The sequence below is a fragment of the Pseudomonas sp. 30_B genome, assembly GCF_017491605.1.
In the GTDB taxonomy this organism is placed as follows: domain Bacteria; phylum Pseudomonadota; class Gammaproteobacteria; order Pseudomonadales; family Pseudomonadaceae; genus Pseudomonas.
The window spans coordinates 24,903-43,684 of record NZ_JAFGYY010000008.1 but is presented as its reverse complement, the minus strand read 5'-3'; the positions used below and the strand labels follow the sequence as shown (position 1 = coordinate 43,684).

20 protein-coding genes and 1 pseudogene are annotated in these 18,782 nt (G+C 66.2%); 16 read left to right on the top strand and 5 right to left on the bottom strand.

The genetic code is table 11. The annotated features are described in order from the left end of the window. The first annotated feature begins 102 nt into the window (after positions 1-102). A complete protein-coding gene (locus tag J5M67_RS10885; RefSeq protein ID WP_207885325.1) occupies positions 103-1,287 on the top strand; it encodes a thiolase family protein in 1,185 nt (394 codons plus the stop codon). 287 nt (positions 1,288-1,574) lie between these two features. Here J5M67_RS10885 and J5M67_RS10880 read toward each other — a convergent pair whose 3' ends face one another. Continuing rightward, the gene (locus tag J5M67_RS10880) at positions 1,575-1,784 is read right to left on the bottom strand and encodes a DUF6316 family protein (protein ID WP_207885324.1); all 210 of its coding nucleotides are present in this window, start codon (positions 1,782-1,784) and stop codon (positions 1,575-1,577) included. Between the two features lie 262 nt (positions 1,785-2,046). Between J5M67_RS10880 and J5M67_RS10875 the strand changes: the two genes are divergently transcribed. The 12 genes from J5M67_RS10875 (at position 2,047) to J5M67_RS10820 (ending at position 12,539) form a co-directional block, all read left to right on the top strand. Next, positions 2,047-2,685 (top strand): peroxiredoxin, encoded by a 639-nt coding sequence (locus tag J5M67_RS10875; protein WP_207885323.1) that lies wholly within the window; start codon positions 2,047-2,049, stop codon positions 2,683-2,685. Positions 2,686-2,963: 278 nt separating this feature from the next. After that, on the top strand, positions 2,964-3,977 hold the full coding sequence (locus tag J5M67_RS10870) for an aliphatic sulfonate ABC transporter substrate-binding protein (protein WP_207885322.1): 1,014 nt from the start codon (positions 2,964-2,966) through the stop codon (positions 3,975-3,977). Positions 3,978-3,980: 3 nt separating this feature from the next. After that, on the top strand, positions 3,981-4,802 hold the full coding sequence (locus J5M67_RS10865; protein WP_207885321.1) for an ABC transporter permease: 822 nt from the start codon (positions 3,981-3,983) through the stop codon (positions 4,800-4,802). Continuing rightward, positions 4,802-5,554, top strand: coding sequence for an ABC transporter ATP-binding protein (locus J5M67_RS10860; RefSeq protein WP_207885320.1), 753 nt, complete (start codon positions 4,802-4,804; stop codon positions 5,552-5,554). Before J5M67_RS10865 ends, J5M67_RS10860 begins: the two co-directional genes overlap by 1 nt. A 273-nt stretch (positions 5,555-5,827) precedes the next feature. Next, positions 5,828-6,421: an NADPH-dependent FMN reductase gene (ssuE, locus tag J5M67_RS10855; protein WP_207885319.1), complete on the top strand. Its 594-nt coding sequence runs from the start codon at positions 5,828-5,830 to the stop codon at positions 6,419-6,421. Between the two features lie 135 nt (positions 6,422-6,556). Then, on the top strand, positions 6,557-7,522 hold the full coding sequence (locus tag J5M67_RS10850) for a sulfonate ABC transporter substrate-binding protein (protein ID WP_207885318.1): 966 nt from the start codon (positions 6,557-6,559) through the stop codon (positions 7,520-7,522). A 154-nt stretch (positions 7,523-7,676) separates the two neighbouring features. Next, a complete protein-coding gene (gene ssuD, locus J5M67_RS10845) occupies positions 7,677-8,825 on the top strand; it encodes an FMNH2-dependent alkanesulfonate monooxygenase (protein WP_207885317.1) in 1,149 nt (382 codons plus the stop codon). A gap of 81 nt (positions 8,826-8,906) precedes the next feature. Then, positions 8,907-9,701, top strand: a complete 795-nt coding sequence (ssuC, locus tag J5M67_RS10840; RefSeq protein WP_207885316.1) for an aliphatic sulfonate ABC transporter permease SsuC — start codon at positions 8,907-8,909, stop codon at positions 9,699-9,701. Next, positions 9,698-10,525, top strand: a complete 828-nt coding sequence (gene ssuB / locus J5M67_RS10835; RefSeq protein WP_207885315.1) for an aliphatic sulfonates ABC transporter ATP-binding protein — start codon at positions 9,698-9,700, stop codon at positions 10,523-10,525. The genes ssuC and ssuB overlap by 4 nt, the downstream gene beginning before the upstream one ends. Before the next feature lie 46 nt (positions 10,526-10,571). Next, positions 10,572-10,787: a molybdopterin-binding protein gene (locus J5M67_RS10830; RefSeq protein WP_003455791.1), complete on the top strand. Its 216-nt coding sequence runs from the start codon at positions 10,572-10,574 to the stop codon at positions 10,785-10,787. 247 nt (positions 10,788-11,034) lie between these two features. Beyond that, the gene (locus J5M67_RS10825) at positions 11,035-11,454 is read left to right on the top strand and encodes an MAPEG family protein (RefSeq protein ID WP_207885314.1); all 420 of its coding nucleotides are present in this window, start codon (positions 11,035-11,037) and stop codon (positions 11,452-11,454) included. Positions 11,455-11,579: 125 nt separating this feature from the next. Continuing rightward, a complete protein-coding gene (locus tag J5M67_RS10820) occupies positions 11,580-12,539 on the top strand; it encodes a DMT family transporter (protein WP_207885313.1) in 960 nt (319 codons plus the stop codon). Between the two features lie 141 nt (positions 12,540-12,680). On the opposite strand, the gene aqpZ is transcribed toward J5M67_RS10820, so the two are convergent. The 4 genes from aqpZ to J5M67_RS10800 form a co-directional block, all read right to left on the bottom strand. Continuing rightward, positions 12,681-13,361, bottom strand: coding sequence for an aquaporin Z (gene aqpZ, locus J5M67_RS10815; RefSeq protein WP_207885312.1), 681 nt, complete (start codon positions 13,359-13,361; stop codon positions 12,681-12,683). Between the two features lie 154 nt (positions 13,362-13,515). Then, positions 13,516-14,139: an NAD(P)H-dependent oxidoreductase gene (locus J5M67_RS10810; RefSeq protein ID WP_207885311.1), complete on the bottom strand. Its 624-nt coding sequence runs from the start codon at positions 14,137-14,139 to the stop codon at positions 13,516-13,518. After that, entirely contained in the window at positions 14,132-15,526 is a 1,395-nt protein-coding gene (locus J5M67_RS10805) for a class II fumarate hydratase (RefSeq protein WP_207885310.1), read from the bottom strand. Before J5M67_RS10805 ends, J5M67_RS10810 begins: the two co-directional genes overlap by 8 nt. 89 nt (positions 15,527-15,615) lie before the next feature. Continuing rightward, positions 15,616-16,629 carry a DUF2804 domain-containing protein gene (locus J5M67_RS10800; RefSeq protein WP_207885309.1) on the bottom strand — a complete coding sequence of 338 codons (1,014 nt, stop codon included), beginning with the start codon at positions 16,627-16,629 and terminating at the stop codon, positions 15,616-15,618. Positions 16,630-16,750: 121 nt separating this feature from the next. On the opposite strand from J5M67_RS10800, the pseudogene J5M67_RS10795 reads away from it, so the two are divergent. The 3 genes and pseudogenes from J5M67_RS10795 (at position 16,751) to J5M67_RS10785 (ending at position 18,748) form a co-directional block, all read left to right on the top strand. After that, a pseudogene (locus tag J5M67_RS10795) lies at positions 16,751-17,309 on the top strand (DUF2059 domain-containing protein). Positions 17,310-17,348: 39 nt separating this feature from the next. Next, on the top strand, positions 17,349-17,657 hold the full coding sequence (locus J5M67_RS10790; RefSeq protein ID WP_207885307.1) for a BolA family transcriptional regulator: 309 nt from the start codon (positions 17,349-17,351) through the stop codon (positions 17,655-17,657). 155 nt (positions 17,658-17,812) lie between these two features. After that, positions 17,813-18,748: a rhodanese-related sulfurtransferase gene (locus J5M67_RS10785; RefSeq protein WP_207885306.1), complete on the top strand. Its 936-nt coding sequence runs from the start codon at positions 17,813-17,815 to the stop codon at positions 18,746-18,748. The last annotated feature ends 34 nt before the right edge of the window (positions 18,749-18,782 follow it).

Below are 18,782 nucleotides of genomic sequence, written 5' to 3'. Positions count from 1 at the left end.
CACCTATACGGCTGGTGAATGATCGTCGCCGTGCGTCTGCTCTGCCGCCTATGCTCGGGGCCTCGCATTCCTCCCATCGAACAACAAGCAACGAGGTTTCCCATGCGCGAAGTGGTGATCGTCGACAGCGTCCGTACCGGCCTGGCCAAGTCCATCCGGGGTAAGTTCAACATGACCCGCCCGGACGACATGGTCGCCCATTGCATCGATGCGCTGCTGATGCGCAATGACCTCGACCCGCTGCTGGTGGACGACTGCGTGGTGGGGGCCGGTTCCAACGAAGGCGCCCAGGGCCACAACATCGGCCGCAACGCGGCAGTGCTGTCGAAGCTCGGCATCCACGTCGCCGGCATGACCCTCAACCGCTACTGCTCCTCCGGCCTGCAGGCCATCGCCATCGCCGCCAACCAGGTGGCCTCGGGTTGCAGCGACATCCTGGTTGCCGGTGGCGTCGAGTCCATCACCATGACCATGGGCAAGCAGAACCTCGACAACTTCGTGAATCCGCGCCTGAAGGCCGAGTTTCCCGGCATCTACTACCCCATGGGCCAGACTGCCGAGATCGTCGCCCGCCGCTACAACGTCACCCGCGAGCAGCAGGACCTCTACGCCCTGCAAAGCCAGCAGCGCACCGCCCGCGCCCAGGCCGAAGGCCTGTTCAACGATGAAATCGTGCCGATGAGCGTGAAGTACCAGGTGGAGGACAAGGCCACCGGCGAGAAGAAGGTGCTCGACGGTGTGGTCGACCGCGATGATTGCAACCGCCCCGACACCACCCTCGAGGGCCTGAACTCCCTCAAGCCGGTGTTCGCCGAGGACGGCTCGGTCACTGCCGGCAACGCCTCGCAGCTTTCCGACGGTGCCTCCATGACCCTCGTCATGAGCCTGGAAAAAGCCCTGGAACTGGGCCTGAAACCCAAGGCCTTCTTCCGCGGCTTCACCGTCGCCGGCTGCGAGCCTGACGAAATGGGCATCGGTCCGGTGTTCTCGGTGCCCAAACTGCTCAAGGCCAAGGGCCTGCAGGTGAGCGACATCGACCTCTGGGAGCTCAACGAAGCCTTCGCTTCCCAGTGCCTCTACGCCCGCGATCGCCTGGGCATCGACAACGAGAAGTACAACGTCAACGGCGGCTCCATCTCCATCGGCCACCCCTTCGGCATGACTGGCTCGCGCCAGGTCGGTCACCTGGTACGCGAGCTGCAGCGCCGCAACCTGCGGTACGGCATCGTCACCATGTGCGTGGGCGGCGGCATGGGGGCCACCGGTCTGTTCGAGGCCGTGCGCTGAGCCGCGCCCGCTAGTGCGTTCCTTGGTCCCGCTCCACGCAAGCGGGACCGTCGTGACGAAAAAGCCCCCGACACAGGTGTCGGGGGCTTTTCATTTCGGGAAGCCAGGGATTCTGGCAGGACGGCCATTCGCTTGCCGCGATCTGCTGACGAATCCCGAATGTGGCGTATCGGACGACGTTGATTGGCAGGGGTGAGCAGGCTCGCGAACAACGATTTTCGGCTGAACGAGCAGGCCGGACGGATGCGAAGGCAAGCGCCCGGTGTTTCCCTTTCCGCTACGTCGGATCAGCGCGCCGCGCGTACGAACAGGCCGGCAGCTACCTTCATGCGGTCGATGTACTTCGTAATCGCGCGTTCGGCATCGAAGCGGGTGAAGTACGGCCCTTCCAGTGTCCCCTCCCGGGTGGAGAAGAAGTATTGGCCGTTGACCGAAGTGATTCGGTCGCTGCGGTAGTGGGTTGCCGACTGGGCGTCGTTAGACCGTTGTCCGACCATGAAGTTGCCTCCTTTCCCAAAGGATCAATTACCTAGGAGTGTATGCGGCCAACTCGCGTATCTCCGGGCTTGCGACGAACGGCAGGGGTTTCGTCCCGGCGTCGAAACTTACTGACTGGAAGGTTTGCTGAAGCGCCGACGGCGAATGCCGGCAGGGAAGTGTCATGGTTTTTATTTTGGTTATAAGAAAATCAAAATATATTCTTTTTAATGCGTAAACGCCTTGTGCATAGTGGGTCCCAACACGAACAAGGAGAGACCCATGAGCTTGCGACTTGGCGACATCGCCCCCGACTTCGAACAGGAATCCAGCGAAGGCCGCATCCGTTTCCATGAATGGCTCGGCAACAGCTGGGGCGTTCTGTTCTCCCACCCGGCCGACTTCACCCCGGTGTGCACCACCGAACTGGGTCTTACCGCCAAGCTGAAAGACCAGTTCGCCGAGCGCGGTGTCAAGGCGATCGCCCTGTCTGTCGACCCGGTGGACTCCCACGTGAAGTGGATCGACGACATCAACGAGACCCAGAACACCGTGGTCAACTTCCCGATCCTCGCCGACGCCGACCGCAAGGTGTCCGAGCTGTATGACCTGATCCACCCGAACGCCAACGACACCCTCACCGTGCGTTCGCTGTTCGTCATCGACCCGAACAAGAAGGTGCGCCTGACCATCACCTACCCGGCGAGCACCGGGCGCAACTTCAACGAGATCCTGCGGGTGATCGATTCGCTGCAGCTCACCGACAACCACAAGGTCGCCACGCCGGGCAACTGGCAGGACGGCGATGACGTGGTGATCGTGCCCTCGCTCAAGGACGAGGACGAAATCAGGCAGCGTTTCCCCAAGGGCTATCGTGCGATCAGGCCGTACCTGCGCCTGACGCCCCAACCGAACAAGTGATCCGAAGCGGCTGCGCGTCGGCCAGCCTGCGTTGCCAGCGACAGCGAGATGCTCATGTGCTGTAGCACACTCCGCTCTCACTGCCACTGGCGCCTTGCCTGGCGCTAGCTCGCGCGCTCCGGGTCTTGATGTTTCAACCTCGAGCAGGGTAATAGGGCCGGTTCGCCGGCCCATTTTTTTCATCTTTTACGCGCGGACCACGCCGCGCTTTTTTCTTCCAGATCTGACTTGCCCGCCACACGGGGAGAAGACGTCAGCCCACGCCAAGGAGAACGACCATGGGTCATTCCACCTGGCGCCGCAGCCTGGCCGTCGCTCTTCTCGCGAGCCTGCCGATCGGCGCCTACAACAGTTCCGCTCAAGCCGCAGACGCACCGAAAGAGGTGCGCCTGGATTACGCCTATTACGCGCCCACCAGCCTGGTGCTCAAGCACTTCGGCTGGCTGGAAAAGTCCCTCAAGCCGCAGGGCACCGAGGTGCGCTGGGTGTTCAGCCAGGGCAGCAACCGCTCGCTGGAATACCTCAACGCCGGCAGCACCGACTTCGCCTCCACCGCCGGCCTGGCCGCCGTGCTCAGCCGTGCCAACGGCAGCCCGCTGAAGACCATCTACATCGCCAGCCGCCCGGAGTGGACCGCACTGGTGGTGCCCAAGGATTCGCCGCTCAAGTCCGTCGCCGACCTCAAGGGCAAGAAGATCGCCGCCACCAAGGGCACCGACCCCTACCTGTTCCTGCTGCGTAGCCTGCAGCAGGCGGGGCTGGACAAGAACGACGTGGAGATCGTCCACCTGCAGCACCCGGACGGCCGCGCCGCGCTGGAGCAGGGCAGGGTGGACGCCTGGGCCGGCCTCGATCCACACATGGCCGCCAGCGAGCTGCAGGCCGGCTCGCGGCTGCTGTACCGCAACGTCGACTTCAACAGCTACGGCGTGCTCAGCGTCACCGAGAAGTTCGAGCAGGAGCAGCCGGCGCTGATCAAGCAGGTCATCGCCGCCTACGAAGAGGCGCGCCAGTGGGCCATCGCCCATCCGGAGGAGACCGCCAAGCTGCTCGCCGAGGAAGCCAAACTGCCGCTGGAAGTGGCCAAGCTTCAGCTCTCGCGCACCGACTTCAGCAAGCCGCTGCCGGGTGCCGAGCAGATCGCTGCGCTGAAGGCCGCCGCGCCCATCCTGGTGGACGAACAACTGGTGCGCCCGGGGACTGACGTCACCGCCGTGGTCGATCAGCTGATCGACCCGCAACTGGCCGGGGAAGTGATCGGCAAACCCGCCGTCGCCAAGGCGGAGCAGTAATCCATGCCAACCCAGAGCCTGCGCCTGGCCCGCCTGCGTCGCGCACCGAATCTGCGCTGGCCACGGTTGGTCTGGCGTGCCTGGCTGGTGCCACTGCTGCTGTGCGCGGGCCTGGAGTTGTCGGTGCGCGTCGGTTGGTTGGCCGAGCACCAGATGCCGGCGCCCAGCAGCGTCGCGCTGACGCTCTGGCAACTGGCCCAGGGCGAGCTGTGGAAGCATGTTGCCGCCAGTCTGGCGCGGGTCGCTGCCGGTTTCTTCATCGGCGCGGTCGCCGCCGTGCTGATCGGCACCTGGGTAGGCCTGAGCCAACGGGCCGAAGCCTATCTGGAGCCGACTTTCCAGGCGCTGCGGGCCATCCCCAGCCTGGCCTGGGTGCCCTTGCTGCTGCTCTGGCTGGGCATCGACGAAACCCCGAAGATCGTGCTGATCGCCCTCGGCGCCTTCTTCCCCGTCTACCTCTCACTGGTGGCCGGCGTGCGCAACGTCGACCGCAAGTGGGTGGAACTGGGCCGGCTGTATCACCTGTCACCCTTCGCCCTGGTGCGGCGCATCCTCCTGCCGGCGGCGCTGCCGAGCCTGTTCACCGGCCTGCGCGGTGCGCTGAGCTTGAGCTGGATGTTCCTCGTCGCCGCCGAACTGATCGCCGCCACCCGTGGCCTTGGCTACCTGCTCAGCGACGGCCGGGAAACCTCGCGGCCGGACATTGTAATTGCCGCCATCCTGGTGCTGGCGGTACTCGGCAAGCTCAGCGACAGCCTGCTGAAGGCGCTGGAGCACCGCGCGTTGGCCTGGCGCGATACGTTCCTTGGCAATGGTGAGCAGTGATGAGCGCGCTGCTGGAACTACGTGATATCCGCAAAAGCTTCTCCGGCGTGCGCGTGCTCGACGACGTCAGCCTGAGCCTGGCGCCGGGCGAAGTGGTCAGCCTGCTCGGCCCCAGCGGCTGCGGCAAGAGCACCTTGCTGCGCATCGCCGCCGGGCTGGACGATGAATTCTCCGGTGTACTGGAGCGCAACCCGCTGTTGGGTTTCGGCCCGGACGGCGACACCGGTCGTGGCGGCGGTGGCGTCGGCGTGGTGTTCCAGGAGCCGCGCCTGCTGCCCTGGCTGACCGTGGCGCAGAACGTTGGCTTCGCCGACGGCTGGCTGGCCGACGACCACCGTATCGAGCACCTGCTGCGCGACGTGGGCCTGGAAGGCAAGGGCGACCTGCTGCCCAAGCAGCTCTCCGGCGGCATGGCGCAGCGCGCAGCCATCGCCCGTGGCCTCTACGGTCGGCCGCAGGTGCTGCTGCTGGACGAACCCTTCAGCGCGGTGGACGCCTTCACCCGCATTCGTCTGCAGGACCTGATCCAGCAACTGGCGCTGGAGTACGACATCAGCATCCTGCTGGTCACCCACGACCTCGACGAAGCCTTCTACCTCAGCGACCGGGTCCTGCTGCTGGGCGGCAGCCCCAGCCGCCTGCGTCGCGAGTTCCCCGTCCCCCTGCCGCGCCCGCGCGATCGCCGCGCGGTGGAGCTGGCCTACCTGCGCGGCGAAGCGCTGACCGAGCTGCACCAGTCCCACGTCATCTGAGTCCTCGCTCTGCGTAGGATGGCGTGGAGCGTAGCGATACCCATCGATCAGCACGCGCCGGCTGGCAGCATGGGTATCGCTGCGCTCCACCCATCCTACGGGCCTCCGCATGAAGCATTCGCGAGCAAGCTCGCTCCTACATATAAATCAAAATCGCATAACTAAATGAATAAATAACATTTATTGGAATATGCGGAGGGCTGTTAAGGTCTATGCACATTGGTTAGCAGGAGAATGGCTAACCAGCTCTGATCGTTATAAGGAATCGCGCAAATGTACGTAGTTACCCTTGCCGGCAGCCCCAGCCAGCGTTCCCGTTCCGGCGTCCTTCTGGATGTCGCGCGGAACTGGCTGCACGCCCACGGCGCCGAGGTGCGCTCCTACAGCGTGCGCGACTTCCCGGCCGAAGACCTGCTGCACGCACGCTTCGACAGCCCCCGGGTCATCGAGCTGATCGAGCAGGTGGCCCGTGCCGATGGCCTGGTGATCGCAACGCCCGTGTACAAGGCGTCCATCGCCGGTGCGCTGAAGGTCCTGCTGGACCTGCTGCCGGAGCGGGCGCTGAGCCACAAGGTAGTGCTGCCCCTGGCCACGGGCGGCAGCAACGCCCACATGCTGGCGGTGGACTACGCGCTCAAGCCGGTTCTCGCCGCGCTCAAGGCCCAGGAGACCCTGCACGGCGTGTTCGCCGAGGACAATCAGGTGCAGTACGCCGAAGGCAGCACGCCGGCACGCCTCGACCCGGCCCTGGAGCATCGCCTGCTGGATTCGCTGGAGCAGTTCCACGGCGCCCTGGCGCGTCGCCCCAGACCCATCGACCCGAACCTGCTCAACGAACGGCTGATCAACGCCCGCTGGAGCATCTGACCGACATTTTCCAGGGAGACGAACGCCAAGCCCCGACCCGGCAGGCAACGACTTCCGAACAACACGAAAAGGCCCTCACCGTCCCGACAACGGGACCGCAGGTCCGGCAAGCACACTCGATAAAGGAGCACTCCCATGCGGACCCTCACTTTGCGTAGTGGACTGGCGGCCCTGCTGATCGCGGCCCTGTCCTACAACGCCCAAGCAGATGAACAACCCGGTACCCTGCGTATCGGCTACCAGAAGTACGGCACCCTGGTGCTGCTCAAGGCCCGCGGCACGCTGGAGAAACGCCTGGCCGAGCAGGGCGTCAAGGTGCAATGGACCGAATTCCCCGGCGGCCCGCAGCTGCTGGAAGGCCTGAACGTCGGCAGCATCGACTTCGGCGTCACCGGCGAAACCCCGCCGGTGTTCGCCCAGGCCGCGGGTGCCGATCTGGTCTACGTCGCCCACGAACCGCCGGCGCCGACCAGCGAGGCGATCCTGCTGCCCAAGGATTCGCCGATCAAATCCCTCGCCGAACTCAAGGGCAAGAAGGTCGCCCTGAACAAGGGCTCCAACGTGCACTACCTGCTGGTGCGCGCCCTGGAGAAGGGCGGGCTGAAGTACAGCGACATCCAGCCCGTCTACCTGCCGCCGGCTGACGCCCGCGCCGCCTTCGAGCGCGGCAGCGTGGATGCCTGGGTGATCTGGGACCCGTACCAGGCCGCCGCCGAGAAGCAGCTCTCCGCCCGCACCCTGGTGGATGGCACCGGCCTGGTGGACAACCACCAGTTCTACCTCGCCTCCCGCCCGTACGCGAACAACCACCCGCAGGTGATCACCACCCTGATCGACGAAGTGCGCTCGGTGGGCGAGTGGTCGGAGCAGAACCCGCAGCAGGTCACCGAGCAGGTGGCGCCGCTGCTCGGCCTGCCGGCGGACATCACCCTCACCGCGGTGAAACGCCAGGGCTACGGCGCCCAGCCGATTACCCCGGAGGTCACCGCCGCGCAACAGAAGATCGCCGACACCTTCACCGACCTGAAGCTGATCCCCAAGAAGCTGAGCATCAAGGACGTGGTGTGGACGGCACCGGCCAAGGTGGCCGCCGCCCAATGATCTGTGCGTAGGAGCGGACTTTGTCCGCGATGTCCTCCGGCGCGATGCGGACCCATCGCGGACGGAGTCCGCTCCTACGAAAACCGCTGGACGTACACCTATCCCATCATCGCGCGGCTACGCCACGCCGGCGCGCTTATCTGGAGTTACTGCGATGAGTCTCAACATCTTCTGGTTCCTGCCGACCCACGGCGACGGCCACTACCTGGGCACCGCCGAAGGCGCCCGCGCCGTGGACCACGGTTATCTGCAACAGGTCGCCCAGGCAGCCGACCGCCTCGGCTTCGGCGGCGTGCTGATCCCCACCGGCCGCTCCTGCGAGGACTCCTGGCTGGTGGCCGCTTCGCTGATCCCGGTGACCCAGCGCCTGAAGTTCCTGGTCGCGCTGCGCCCGGGCATCATTTCCCCGACCGTGGCCGCCCGCCAGGCCGCAACCCTCGACCGGCTCTCCGGTGGGCGCGCGCTGTTCAACCTGGTGACCGGCGGCGACCCGGACGAGCTGGCCGGTGACGGCCTGCACCTGAGCCACGCCGAGCGCTACGAAGCCTCGGTGGAATTCACCCGCATCTGGCGCCGCGTGCTGGAAGGCGAGACCGTCGACTACGACGGCAAGCACCTGCAAGTGAAGGGCGCCAAGCTGCTCTATCCGCCGATCCAGCAACCGCGTCCGCCGCTGTATTTCGGTGGCTCCTCCGATGCCGCCCAGGACCTGGCAGCCGAACAGGTCGAGCTGTACCTGACCTGGGGCGAGCCGCCGGCCGCCGTCGCCGAGAAGATCGCCCAGGTGCGCGAGAAGGCCGCCAAGCAGGGCCGCACTGTGCGCTTCGGCATCCGCCTGCATGTGATCGTCCGCGAGACCAACGAAGAAGCCTGGCAGGCCGCCGACCGCCTGATTTCCCACCTGGACGACGACACTATCGCCCGCGCCCAGGCATCCCTGGCGCGCTTCGACTCCGTCGGCCAGCAACGCATGGCCGCCCTGCACGGCGGCAGCAAGGACAACCTGGAAGTCAGCCCCAACCTCTGGGCCGGTGTCGGCCTGGTGCGTGGCGGCGCGGGCACCGCGCTGGTGGGCGATGGCCCGACCGTGGCGGCCCGTGTGAAGGAGTACGCGGACCTCGGCATCGACACCTTCATCTTCTCCGGCTACCCGCATCTGGAAGAGTCCTACCGGGTTGCCGAACTGCTCTTCCCGCACCTGGACATCGCTCGTCCGCAAGCGCCGCAAGCGCGGGGCTACGTCAGTCCGTTTGGCGAGATGGTGGCGAACGACATCCTGCCGAAAGCCGCCTCTGCGAGCTGAGGACACGACGCGGCGGATTGCGCCACGCGCCATCCGCCCGGTGTAGGAGCGGGCCATGCCCGCGATGCATGAGAGCAGAAGATGAGCAACAGACACGTGAACTCAATCGCCCAGCGCCTCGCGCCCTGGGCCCTGCCGGTCGGCCTGCTGCTGATCTGGCAACTGGCCGTGGAAACCGGCTGGCTGTCCAGCCGCATCCTGCCCGCGCCCAGCGCCGTGGCCGAGGCCGGCTATCACCTGGTGGTCAGCGGCGAGCTCTGGCAACACCTGGCGATCAGCACCTGGCGTGCCGCCGTCGGCTTCCTCATCGGCGGCAGCATCGGTCTGGTGCTGGGCCTGATCACCGGCCTGTCGAAGTGGGGCGAGCGCTTCCTCGACAGCTCGGTGCAGATGATCCGCAACGTGCCGCACCTGGCGCTGATCCCGCTGGTGATCCTGTGGTTCGGCATCGACGAGTCGGCGAAGATCTTCCTGGTCGCCCTCGGCACCCTGTTCCCGATCTACCTCAACACCTACCACGGCATCCGCAACATCGATCCGGGCCTGCTGGAAATGTCGCGCAGCTACGGGCTGTCCGGCTTCGCGCTGTTCCGCCAGGTGATCCTGCCCGGCGCGCTGCCCTCGATCCTGGTCGGCGTGCGTTTCGCCCTGGGCTTCATGTGGCTGACCCTGATCGTCGCCGAGACCATTTCCGCCAACTCCGGCATCGGCTACCTGGCGATGAACGCCCGGGAGTTCCTACAGACCGACGTGGTGGTGCTGGCGATCCTCCTGTACGCCGTACTCGGCAAGCTGGCCGACCTCGCCGCTCGCGGCCTGGAACGCATCTGGCTGCGCTGGCACCCGGCTTACCAGAGCAAGGCAGGTGCCGCATGAATGCCCTGAATCCCCTGTCGTCAAATCATCTGCCGCAACAACTCAAGCCGGGCATCCCCCTGGTGGTCGACGGCGTGGTCAAGCGCTTCGGCGAGCGTGAGGTGCTCAAGGGCATCGACCTGCGGATTCCCGCCGGCCAGTTCGTCGCCATCGTCGGTCGCAGTGGTTGCGGCAAGAGCACCCTGCTGCGCCTGCTGGCCGGGCTCGACACCGCCAGCGAGGGCCAGCTGCTGGCCGGCTCCGCGCCGCTGGAAAGCGCCCGCGAAGAGACCCGCCTGATGTTCCAGGATTCGCGCCTGCTGCCCTGGAAGCGGGTGATCGACAACGTCGGCCTGGGCCTGAAGGGCGACTGGCGCGCCAAGGCGCTTGAAGCGCTGGAAGCCGTCGGCCTGTCCGACCGCGCCAACGAGTGGCCGGCGGGCTTGTCCGGCGGCCAGAAGCAGCGCGTGGCCCTGGCCCGCGCACTGATCCACCGGCCGCGCCTGCTGCTGCTCGACGAGCCGCTGGGCGCGCTGGATGCCCTGACCCGCATCGAGATGCAGCAACTGATCGAACGCCTCTGGCAGCAGCATGGCTTCACCGTCCTGCTGGTCACCCACGACGTCAGCGAGGCCGTGGCCGTCGCTGACCGGGTGATCCTCATCGAGGACGGGGCGATCGGCCTGGACCTCAACGTCGAGCTGCACCGGCCGCGTGCCCGTGGCTCGGCCAGGCTGGCCGCGCTGGAGGCCGAAGTGCTCGAACGCGTGCTGTCGCTGCCGGCCCAGCCACCCGAGCCGGAACCTGTATCCCCACTGCCCACGCAATTGCGCTGGGCACTTTGATCCAACGTTCATCCGTGACACCCCCATTCTCCCAAGGAGCTACGCCATGACCATCAAAGCCATCAACGTCCGCAACCAGTTCAAAGGCACCATCAAGGAAATCATCGAAGGCCCGGTACTGTCGGAAATCGACGTGCAGACCGCCGCCGGCATCGTCACCTCGGTGATCACCACCCGTTCCGTGCGCGAGCTGGAACTGGGCATCGGCAGCGAAGTGATCGCCTTCGTCAAATCCACCGAGGTGTCCATCGCCAAGCTGTGATGCAAGCAGGCGAGGAGGGCGGGCAGTCCGGCGACGGGCTGCCCGTTTTCGTTTCGCCGATCGACGATCTAGCCGGCGTGCGTAGGAGCGGACTTCGTCCGCGATCGATTCCCGGCAGCTCCGATCTGGCCGGTTGCCCATCGCGGACGGAGTCCGCTCCTACCCCAAGCCCACCATTGTGCAGGCTAGAGCAATTGCTCTATTTCTCCTAGACTCCCGCTCAACCTACAAGAGAAAGGAGTCCTGCATGTCCCTGAGTCCCTCTGCCTTCGCGTTGCTCGGCCTGGTCGCCTGGACCGTGCTGCTGGTCCTGCTGCTGGTCAGCCAGCGTGGCCTGCTGGTGATGGCCGGCCGCATGCAGGTCAACGTCTTCGCCGCCGATGGCAGCAATACGCCCGGCACCTTCGGCCAGCGCCTGGTGCGCGCCCACGCCAACTGCGTGGAGAACGTACCCCTGTTCGCCGCCGTGCTGCTCTATGCGATGGTCACCGGCCAGAGCCAGGTGACCGATCCGTTGGCGCCGATACTGCTGGGCGCCCGCATCCTGCAGTCGGTGGTGCACCTGATCAGCACCTCGGCGCTGGCGGTGTGGATTCGCTTCGCCGCGTTCTTCGTCCAGTTGCTGATCCTGATCTGGTGGCTGCTGCGCCTGTCGACTCTGATCTAGGGTCTTGACCGGGAGCGACGCGGCGTTGTCGCCGGGCGACCGGAACAGTTGCGTCGCGCAACTGTTCCTATGGCGTGATACCGCCATGACTTAGCATGGCGAACCGCACACGCGTCGAGGCTCCCATGCACGTTTCTTCCGGCCGCTGGCAATTCGGCCTGTTCCTCGCCCTGATCACCGCCGTGCTCTGGGGCATCCTGCCGATCAAGCTCAAGGAAGTCCTGAAGACCATGGACCCGGTCACCGTGACCTGGTTTCGCCTGGTGGTCTCCGGTGGCGTGCTGCTCGTCTACCTGACACTGACCCGCCAGTTGCCGGCTTTCCGCCCCATCGGTCGGCGCGGTGCGGGACTGGTGCTGGCGGCCGTTCTCGGCCTGACCGGCAATTACGTGTTCTACCTGATCGGCCTGCGCATGCTCACGCCGGGCACCACGCAACTGGTGATCCAGATCGCGCCGATCCTCTTGCTGCTGGGCAGCCTGCTGGTATTCAAGGAAAGCTTCAGCGTCGGCCAGGGCCTCGGGCTCGCCGTATTGCTGCTGGGGTTCGGGCTGTTCTTCAACCAGCGCCTGGCGGAACTGTTCGGCTCGCTGGGCAACTACACCACCGGCGTGCTGATCGTCGTCTTCGCCGCCTTCATCTGGACCGCCTACGGCCTGGCGCAGAAGCAACTGCTCACGCAGTGGAGCTCGGTGCAGGTGATGATGGTGATCTACCTGGGCTGCGCCGCGTTGCTCACGCCCTGGGCGCACCCGCTGGAGGCATTGCAGCTGAGCCCGCTGCAGGGCTGGCTGCTGCTGGCCTGCTGCCTGAACACCCTGGTCGCCTATGGAGCCTTCGCCGAGGCCCTGGCGCACTGGGAGGCGTCCCGCGTCAGCGCCACGCTCGCCATCACGCCGCTGGTGACCTTCGCTTCGGTGGCGCTGGCCGCCTCGCTGTGGCCCGATTACGTCCACCCGGAAAACCTCAATGGCCTGGCTTACCTCGGCGCACTGCTGGTGGTGAGCGGCTCGGCACTGACCGCTCTGGCTCCCTCGCTGCTGCGCAGCTACCGGGCGCGCCGCCAGCGTCTGGCGGATACCTGAGTCCCTGGGGGCTGCACGTTCTTGCTTTTCGTAGGCCATGAATGCGCCTGTTACGCATTGCACTGGGGCCAATGAGCTTTCTTCTGAAACGAAAACGGGCGCCCTCAGGCGCCCGTCTCGTATTCAGGCGATCTCGGTGGCTCAGGCCGCCGGACGCACCACGCGATAGACCAGCGCACCGATCACCCCGCCCACCAGCGGGCCGACCCAGAACAGCCATAGCTGCTTCATGAACAGTGGGTCGGCGAAGATCGCCACGCCCAGGCTGCGTGCCGGGTTCACCGAGGTATTGTCGATCGGGATGCTGATCAGGTGGATCAGGGTCAGTGTCAGGCCGATGGCGATCGGCGCGAAACCGGCCGGGGCCAGCTTGCTGTCGGTGGCGCCCATGATCACGAACAGGAAGAACGCGGTCAGCAGCACCTCGATGGCCAGCGCCGACTGCATGCTGTAGCCGGTCGGCGAGCCTTCACCGAAGCCGTTGGCGGCAAAGCCCGCCAGCGCGTCGAAGCCCGGCTTGCCGGAAGCGATGTAGAACAGCACGGCACCGGCGAGCACACCGCCGATGACCTGGGCAACGATGTACGGCACGACGTCCAGGGTGCGGACGCGGCCGCCGGCCCACAGGCCGAGGGTGACGGCGGGGTTGAGGTGGCAGCCGGAAATCGGGCCGATGGCATAGGCCATGGTCACGACCGTCAGGCCGAAGGCCAGGGCGACACCCAGTACACCAATGGCGTGGGCCGCGAAGATGGCGCTGCCGCAACCACCGAACACCAGCCAGAAGGTGCCGATCATTTCGGCGGAAAGTTTGCGAAGCATATTGCCTCCAGAGGCAAGAGAGACGCCCGGGGATGGGCGCTGGCATCCTAAGGAAGGCGCTTGCGGATTGGAGGTCGGAGAATTCCCAAGACGGCTGTGGAAACGGCTGCTGATCGGAGGGAAGGAGGGTAGTGGCCGGCTACCCTCCGGGTGCTTACACCTGCGTGCCCAGCTGCTCCGCCCGGCGCAGCCAGGTCTGGCGTTGCTCCTCGCTGGAGCCGCGGATCGGGCTGAACTCCTCCAGATGGTGGAGCTCGATACCGCAGGGCGCGAGGATGCAGCGGGTCATCTGGCGATGCGCCGGAGCGCCCTGGCGCAGGCGGTAGTGCCAGTGGGTCTGATCGTGGCTGACCAGCAGGTCGGCGGTGCGCCCGCCGAGCAGCGGTTCGAACTCGCGGGATTCGGCCGAGCGGTAGCGGAAGGCGAAACCCGGCTGCAGCACGCGGTCGAAGAAGCCCTGCAGCAGCGCCGGCAGGCCGCCCCACCAGACCGGGTAGATGAATGCCAGGTGCTGCGCCCAGTGGATCTGCCGTTGCGCTTCCAGCACGTCCGGCTCCAGGCTCTGGCTCTGCTCGTAGCCGCCGCGCAATACCGGGTCGAAGTTCAGTTCGCCGAGCTTCAGCGTGTGCAGCACATGGCCCTTGGCGCGGGCGCCCTGGGCGTAGGCTTCGGCCACCGCATGGCAGAAGCCGCCGGGTTTGGGGGAACCGAGCACCAGCAGCACGCGCTTGCCGTCGCCCTCGATCGGTGTGGCGCCATGCTTGGCCGCATCAACCATTCTGGCCTGCCTCCAGCATGGTTTCCGGGCGTACCCACTGGTCGAACTCGGCGTCGGTCAGGTAGCCCAGCTCCAGAGCCGCTTCGCGCAGGGTCTTGCCTTCGGCGTAGGCCTTCTTGGCGATCTCGGCGGCCTTGTCGTAGCCGATGTGCGGGTTCAGCGCGGTGACCAGCATCAGGCCGCGCTCCAGGTGCTCGCGCATCTTCGCCGCGTCCGGCTCCATGCCGGCCACGCAGTGGCTGTTGAAGTTGCGGCAGCCGTCGGCGAGCAGGCGTACCGATTCGAGCAGGTTGTGGATGATCACCGGCTTGAACACGTTCAGCTGCAGGTGGCCCTGGCTGGCGGCGAAGGTGACGGTCGCGTCGTTGCCGAACACCTGGCAGGCGAGCATCGACAGCGCCTCGCACTGGGTCGGGTTGACCTTGCCGGGCATGATCGAGGAGCCCGGCTCGTTGGCCGGCAGCTTCACCTCGGCGAAGCCCGCGCGCGGGCCGGAGCCGAGCAGGCGCAGGTCGTTGGCGATTTTCATCAGCGCGGTGGCCAGAGCTTTCAGGGCGCCGGAGAGGATCACCAGCGGCTCGTGGCCGGCGAGGGCGGCGAACTTGTTGGGTGCGGAGACGAAGGGCAGGCCGGTGAGATCGGCCAGCTCGGCGGCGATGGCGTCGGCGAATTCCTTCGGCGCGTTCAGCCCGGTACCGACGGCGGTGCCGCCCTGCGCCAGCTCAAGGACCGCCGGCAATGCCGCGCGGATGGCGCGCTCGGCGTAGTCCAACTGGGCGACGAAGGCGGAGAGTTCCTGGCCGAAGGTGACGGGCGTGGCATCCATCAGGTGGGTACGGCCGGTCTTCACCAGGCTGGCGTGGCGCGCGGCCTGGTGGGCCAGGCCGCCGCGGAGTTCGGCGATGGCTGGCAGCAGGTCGCCATGCACGGCGCGGGCGGCAGCGAGGTGCATGGCAGTGGGGAAGCTGTCGTTGGAGCTCTGCGCGCGGTTGACGTGATCGTTGGGGTGCACCGGCTTCTTGCCGCCGCGACCGTTGCCGGCGATCTCGTTGGCGCGGCCGGCGATCACCTCGTTGACGTTCATGTTGCTCTGCGTGCCGCTGCCGGTCTGCCAGACCACCAGCGGGAACTGGTCGTCGTGCTCGCCGGCAAGCACTTCATCGGCGGCCTCTTCGATCAGGCTGGTGATGTTCTCCGGCAACTCGCCCAACTGCGCGTTCACACGGGCCGCGGCCTTCTTCACCAACGCCAGGGTATGCACCACGGCCAGCGGCATGCGCTGGCCGCCGATGGCGAAGTTCTCCAGCGAACGCTGGGTCTGCGCGCCCCAATAGGCGTCGTCGGGGACCTCGATGGGGCCGAGGCTGTCGGTTTCGGTGCGGCTCATGATGCGTTCTCCTGGAGTGACTCGGGCAGTTTAGGCCGTTGTCGGGGCTCCGGGTTCCGCGTCGGCTCAATGGGCGTGATAGAGCGGTTTCACCAGCGCGCCTGGGTGGCGCCCACCCAGCCGAGGGCTTCGCGTACCGGAACGTGCTCGCCGTCGAGGCTGCGCAGCGATCCGTCGAAATGGCCGAACCACTGACTGGTCTCGGCATACAGCGGCCCCAGGCGCGGACAGGCGCGGTGCAGCTTGCGCGGGGTGAAGGTGAGGTCGACCCGCTCGCAGGGGCTGCGCAGGCGCCACGGCGCCAGGGGATCGTGGGGCGTCTGCTGGATTTCGACGTCGTGCTCCAGGCGCTGCAGCTCGCCGCCGAACCACAGGGCGTTTTCCTTGAGCGGGGTGTGGTCCGTCCAGCCGCTGCCGAAGTTGCCGGCGATGCCGCCGGGTGCGGCGAAGGCGGCGCGCGTCCAGTGGCTGCGGAAGGGCCACACGCCGCGGCCGAAGTCCAGGGCGGCGAAGCTCTCGCCGACGCTGCAGGGGTAGACGCGGCGGCCCAGTTGCAGGCTGCCGCGCACCGGCAGGCCCATCTGCCGGCTGCAGGCGTGGAAGCACTGGCCGGCCATGGGCACGACCAGATTGACCGATTCCAGGTGCGCGGGGCGCTGGACTTCCAGCGCCAGGTCCAGCGGCTGGCCGCCGAGGTCGGGGGCGCTGGCGGTGATGCGCAACTGGCCGGGCTGTTCGACGAAGCTCAGGCTCAGGTCGCCGTGCTGGAAGCTGTGGCTCTGGTTCGGCACGTCGGGCAGCTCGCAGCCGCGGCCCAGCGGGGTGATCTGGGTGCGATGCACCGAGCGGCCGCTTTCCAGGTCGAGGAAGTAGATGGCGCCGTAGCCCAGGTAGTCGAGGTCGGCGATGGTCAGCGAGAGCATCCAGCCCGGTGCATTGATGCACCAGTGGTTCCAGCGCTTGCGCCGGCCCGGATTGCCCGGCAGGCGGCAGACCGTCTGTGGCCGGCTCGACCAGCCGATGGCCGCGTCGTTCAGGCGGCCCCGCGCGTCGCACAGGGGGCGCGCGTTCGCGTAGGGCGGAACATGGGTAAAGGTATTCATTGGACACATCCATGTGGCAACGCGGTGCAGCATGCCGGTTTGCCGATAGGTCGACAAGAGAAGGTGGTCACTTCCCTGCTGTTCGGCGGTCTCTTGAGCACTTTCCGAACTTAGGCGCAGAATGGCGGGTCCCACCCGGACACACTTTCAGACTCAAGGACTGCCCCATGACCGCTCTTCGTACTCTCTGCACCGCAGCTCTACTGGTGGGTTTCAGCTCCATCGCCCTGGCCGACGCCAACACCGAGGCGGAGAAATTCCTCAAGCAGGTTCACGCCGACAAACTCACCGTGCCGGTCTATGCGCAGGTCCAGCAGATGCTCGCCCAGCGTTTCGCCCAGTCCAAGGCGCCCGAAAGCAAGAAGCCGGTGCTGGAGCGCTACCAGGCCAAGGCCAACGCCGAGCTCGATCGCGCGGTAGGCTGGAACAAGCTGCAGCCTGAACTGGTCAAGCTCTACACCAGCAACTTCAGTGAGTCCGAGCTCAAGCAGATCAACGATTTCTACGCGTCCCCGGTGGGCCGCAAGATGCTCGAGAAGATGCCGCGCCTGACCGCCGAATCCGCCCAGCTGACCCAGGCCAAGCTGCAGACCGCCGTGGAGCCGGTGAACAAGCTGATGGCCGACATGGACAAGGAACTGGGCGTCAAGGCCCCGGCTACTCCGGCCCAGAAGCCCTGATTTCCCTGGCTTTTCCTGAATTGCTGACAGAGAACCGACATGAGCATGCGTGACCGTATCCAATCCGCCCTGGGTGTCCTCGAACCGCAGCACCTCGATGTGCTCGACGAGAGCCACATGCACAGCCGCGGGCAGGAAACGCACTACAAGGCCGTGATCGTCAGCCCGGTATTCGCCGGGCTGAACGCGGTGAAGCGGCACCAGAAGGTCTACGCCAGCCTGGGCGACTTGATGGGGCAGTTCCACGCGCTCGCCCTGCACACCTACACCCCGGAGGAGTGGGCGCAGCAGGGACAGGCGCCGGAGTCGCCGACCTGTCGTGGCGGCAGCATGCATGATCTGCATTGACGGCAGGCCGCACTGATCAGCTGCGGATGCGGGCAACGCCCCGCTCCGGTAGAATGCGACTCCCAGCGCCGGCTCTCGCCGGCGCTGTCATTTTCAGCTGTTGTAATTCCCAAGACCCGGTCCGCCCTTTACGCGGGCGACCACTGGAGTGATGCATGACCACCGAACGAATCGTCGTCGCGGCGTTGTACAAGTTCGTCTCCCTGCCCGACTACGTCGCCCTGCGCGAACCCCTGCTGCAGACCCTGCTGGACAATGGCGTGAAGGGCACCCTGCTGCTTGCCGAGGAAGGCATCAACGGCACCGTCTCCGGCACCCGCGCCGGTATCGATGGCCTGCTCGCCTGGCTGCGCAATGACCCGCGCCTGGCCGACGTGGACCACAAGGAGTCCTACTGCGACGAGCAACCCTTCTACCGCACCAAGGTGAAGCTGAAGAAGGAAATCGTCACCCTCGGCGTGCCGGGCGTGGACCCGAACGCCAAGGTCGGCACCTACGTCGAGCCCAGGGACTGGAACGCGCTGATTTCCGACCCGGAAGTGCTGCTGATCGACACCCGCAACGACTACGAAGTGGCCATCGGTACCTTCGAGGGCGCCATCGATCCGAAGACCAAGTCGTTCCGCGAGTTCCCCGACTACATCCGCGCGCATTACGATCCGGCCAGGCACAAGAAGGTCGCGATGTTCTGCACCGGCGGCATCCGCTGCGAGAAGGCGTCGAGCTACATGCTCAGCGAAGGCTTCGAAGAGGTGTTCCACCTCAAGGGCGGCATCCTCAAGTACCTGGAGGAGGTGCCCGAGGCCGAAACCCTCTGGCGTGGCGATTGCTTCGTGTTCGACAACCGCGTGACCGTGCGCCATGACCTGACCGAGGGCGACTACGATCAGTGCCATGCCTGCCGTAATCCGATCTCGGCCGAGGACCGTGCCTCCGAGCATTACGCCCCTGGCATCAGTTGCCCGCACTGCTGGGATTCGCTGCCGGAGAAGACCCGCGCCAGTGCCCGCGAGCGGCAGAAACAGATCGAGCTGGCGCGCCAGCGCAACCAGCCGCACCCCATTGGCCGTGACCCCCGCGCGGAGAACTGACACGTGAAAAGCCGCCTGCTCTATGTGATGGACC

Coding starts and splice junctions, on each gene's coding strand:
- J5M67_RS10785 (WP_207885306.1), top strand. CDS start 17,813: ATGACCACCGAACGAATCGTCGTCGCGGCGTTGTACAAGTTCGTCTCC.
- J5M67_RS10790 (WP_207885307.1), top strand. CDS start 17,349: ATGAGCATGCGTGACCGTATCCAATCCGCCCTGGGTGTCCTCGAACCG.
- J5M67_RS10830 (WP_003455791.1), top strand. CDS start 10,572: ATGACCATCAAAGCCATCAACGTCCGCAACCAGTTCAAAGGCACCATC.
- J5M67_RS10870 (WP_207885322.1), top strand. CDS start 2,964: ATGGGTCATTCCACCTGGCGCCGCAGCCTGGCCGTCGCTCTTCTCGCG.
- J5M67_RS10875 (WP_207885323.1), top strand. CDS start 2,047: ATGAGCTTGCGACTTGGCGACATCGCCCCCGACTTCGAACAGGAATCC.
- ssuE (WP_207885319.1), top strand. CDS start 5,828: ATGTACGTAGTTACCCTTGCCGGCAGCCCCAGCCAGCGTTCCCGTTCC.
- J5M67_RS10825 (WP_207885314.1), top strand. CDS start 11,035: ATGTCCCTGAGTCCCTCTGCCTTCGCGTTGCTCGGCCTGGTCGCCTGG.
- J5M67_RS10880 (WP_207885324.1), bottom strand. CDS start 1,784: ATGGTCGGACAACGGTCTAACGACGCCCAGTCGGCAACCCACTACCGC.
- J5M67_RS10805 (WP_207885310.1), bottom strand. CDS start 15,526: ATGAGCCGCACCGAAACCGACAGCCTCGGCCCCATCGAGGTCCCCGAC.
- ssuD (WP_207885317.1), top strand. CDS start 7,677: ATGAGTCTCAACATCTTCTGGTTCCTGCCGACCCACGGCGACGGCCAC.
- J5M67_RS10885 (WP_207885325.1), top strand. CDS start 103: ATGCGCGAAGTGGTGATCGTCGACAGCGTCCGTACCGGCCTGGCCAAG.
- J5M67_RS10820 (WP_207885313.1), top strand. CDS start 11,580: ATGCACGTTTCTTCCGGCCGCTGGCAATTCGGCCTGTTCCTCGCCCTG.
- J5M67_RS10800 (WP_207885309.1), bottom strand. CDS start 16,629: ATGAATACCTTTACCCATGTTCCGCCCTACGCGAACGCGCGCCCCCTG.
- J5M67_RS10865 (WP_207885321.1), top strand. CDS start 3,981: ATGCCAACCCAGAGCCTGCGCCTGGCCCGCCTGCGTCGCGCACCGAAT.
- J5M67_RS10810 (WP_207885311.1), bottom strand. CDS start 14,139: ATGGTTGATGCGGCCAAGCATGGCGCCACACCGATCGAGGGCGACGGC.
- aqpZ (WP_207885312.1), bottom strand. CDS start 13,361: ATGCTTCGCAAACTTTCCGCCGAAATGATCGGCACCTTCTGGCTGGTG.
- J5M67_RS10860 (WP_207885320.1), top strand. CDS start 4,802: ATGAGCGCGCTGCTGGAACTACGTGATATCCGCAAAAGCTTCTCCGGC.
- ssuB (WP_207885315.1), top strand. CDS start 9,698: ATGAATGCCCTGAATCCCCTGTCGTCAAATCATCTGCCGCAACAACTC.
- J5M67_RS10850 (WP_207885318.1), top strand. CDS start 6,557: ATGCGGACCCTCACTTTGCGTAGTGGACTGGCGGCCCTGCTGATCGCG.
- ssuC (WP_207885316.1), top strand. CDS start 8,907: ATGAGCAACAGACACGTGAACTCAATCGCCCAGCGCCTCGCGCCCTGG.